Origin of the sequence: Massilia pseudoviolaceinigra, from assembly GCF_030846505.1 — a bacterium.
GTDB classification, from domain to species: Bacteria; Pseudomonadota; Gammaproteobacteria; order Burkholderiales; family Burkholderiaceae_D; genus Telluria_A; species Telluria_A violaceinigra.
This window is the reverse complement of the sequence record NZ_JAVCWL010000080.1, coordinates 1-2,116: the sequence shown is the minus strand read 5'-3', so window position 1 is coordinate 2,116 and position 2,116 is coordinate 1. Positions and strand designations below refer to the sequence as shown.

4 protein-coding genes are annotated in these 2,116 nt (G+C 50.2%); all 4 read right to left on the bottom strand.

Features of this window, described 5'->3' with window-relative positions; translation table 11 throughout:
- Nucleotides 1–398, bottom strand: a 398-nt coding sequence (locus RBA40_RS33065) for a hypothetical protein (protein ID WP_306653117.1), incomplete at its 3' end; no start/stop codon positions are given.
- Nucleotides 395–787 carry an RHS repeat-associated core domain-containing protein gene (locus tag RBA40_RS33060; RefSeq protein WP_306653118.1) on the bottom strand — a complete coding sequence of 131 codons (393 nt, stop codon included), beginning with the start codon at nucleotides 785–787 and terminating at the stop codon, nucleotides 395–397. The genes RBA40_RS33065 and RBA40_RS33060, both read right to left, overlap by 4 nt.
- Complete coding sequence (locus RBA40_RS33055; RefSeq protein ID WP_306653116.1) at nucleotides 762–1,085, bottom strand: hypothetical protein; 324 nt, start codon at nucleotides 1,083–1,085, stop codon at nucleotides 762–764. Before RBA40_RS33055 ends, RBA40_RS33060 begins: the two co-directional genes overlap by 26 nt.
- A partial coding sequence (locus tag RBA40_RS33050; protein WP_306653115.1) for an RHS repeat-associated core domain-containing protein occupies nucleotides 1,054–2,116 on the bottom strand: 1,063 nt, incomplete at its 5' end. The genes RBA40_RS33050 and RBA40_RS33055, both read right to left, overlap by 32 nt.

The following is a 2,116-nucleotide window of genomic DNA, read 5'->3' as shown; positions in this document are numbered from 1 at the left end:
TCCCTTCGCAGTCCCACTACGTTGCCGTTATGCGCAACAAATTGAGATCCAGCGTCCGATACAAACGCCACAAAATAGCTCCCCACATCAAGTCGAGTCCCACAACAAGTGTCAGTGTAAAACTTAATTTGATCAGAAAGTTTTTTAACTCCGCGCAGTCGATCGATGATTTTTATCTGACCTATTATTTCCGTCCCCCTGCGCTCATCGCCACTGATGTGCTTCACCTTAGCTTGGGTCAAACGAAAGATAAATACGTCTTTCGCGTCGCGCGCGGACTCTGTATCAAGTGGCGCAAACGCACATGTGCACGCCTGAGCAGCACAGGAGAATGTCAGAATCCAGGCAAGAAGAGCAGATTTAATCATTGAATTACTTTCATTGAGTTCGCGAGTCATAGGACGGCTAAGCCTAAGCCCAAATAAAAAAGCTCCGTCGTCTTAGCGAAAGCCCTTGTTCTAGCATCTCCACGAGCCGTTCCAGCACCAGTGCGACAAGCAGCGGGATGGGGACGGGTTTTTTTTGCCAAGCCCAAAATCGAGATCAAGATCCGCCCTGTACCGTGCGGAAGATTCAGGATAGTCGGTCCCCCATGAGATAAATGCCTCTTATGAGCCCTGCTAACAGCGTGAGGCCTATAACAAAGAGTCCACGTCTCAATATAAGTATTAATGCCACCGTCTAGGCCGATGGGGTCGGACTGAACGTACCGCCCGGTCTGCGGATCATAATCCCTGAAGTAGTTGTACTGGTTCGGAAGCTTACTGTCCTGGCAATACCTCCACACGCGCGTCACGCTTGCGGTAAATAATAAGCCATTCCTGTCCAGGTAATTGATTAACGTTCACAGTGCGCACAATGAATACGTACGATACAGCGTCTTCTTTTAAAAGATGCAGCGTCGACTTATCTGCTGGCCCGGTCGCAGCCTTTAGTGTGCTAGTGACGTGCTGCGCGGCAGCTGTCGCCACGGCTAGTTCGTTTCCCGAAACGGTTTTCTGCGCAGACCGCGATTCACACGCCGAGAGCACTACAACACCAAAAAGCACGAACTTAATCACAATATATTTTAATAAATTTTTCATCGCGTTCAATCCCAATTTTCTTGTCCTTATCTGCGGGGCACTTCTCCCGACATGCCTTGCCGGCACGATACGCGTTGCATTCCGTTTGGCGCTTAAACTGAATATTATCAACGTTTCCAACGACATAACTCGGCAATGTGCCATGATCGCGAGGAGATGACTTTCCTTGCGCGTCAACAACCATGCAGCTGTTAACTCCATATCGTTGCTGATAATCTTTCACGTGAGCTTCTTCGTGGCGCTGAGTACACTCGCGCGTACTTCCATGATCATTATTGACGATGATATAGTTACCTTTACCATCGCACATTATCGTTGAGGGCTGCTCAGCCAAACCAAAAAAATCGTATTTACTTAGCGGATTGCCGGTAACGTAAGCGTAGGTATTCATGCCACCGCCAAGTCCGATCGGGTCACTCTGGATGTAGCGCCCCATTTGTGGATCATAATCCCTGAAGTAGTTGTGGAACAGGCTCGTATTTCGGTCGTAGTACTGGCCCGGCATCCGTAAATTGAACGTAAATGTACCTGATCCGTTAAAGTATTCGGTCGGTGGTGTCAGCCCGAACGGATCGCCGTTGTCCCAGCGCCAGACAATCTTGTTGTCGAGCGGACGCGTGATCATCCGTGGGGTTCCCAAATGATCCGGATGAATATGGAAGACGTTAATCGCCGTGTTTTGAGCAGGTGCCGTACCCGTCACTGTCTGCGTCAGCACCGCCACCGGGAGGTTGCCCAAATACACAGTTTCGCGTGTCGCCTTACCGTTGGCATAGTTGTATTCACCAACCAACTGGCCCCGTTCATCATAAACGAACACGCCGCCGCCGTAACTTTGGAATACGCGCTGATCCATGCCGTTGAACAGCTGGTATGTCGTGACAGCACCATTCTGGATACTGTACGGCCGGCCACGTCCACTGTAAGTGACCACGAGCGTACCATCGCTGGTCAGATTACCCGCGTCGTTATAAACATTTTTCTTTGCTGGCGCTGGACCCGTGGTCGCACTCAGCTTATTGCTGAGTGGC

Bases quoted from the DNA above. Each gene is read 5' to 3' on its own strand.
- RBA40_RS33055 (WP_306653116.1), bottom strand. From the start codon at position 1,085: ATGAAAAATTTATTAAAATATATTGTGATTAAGTTCGTGCTTTTTGGT.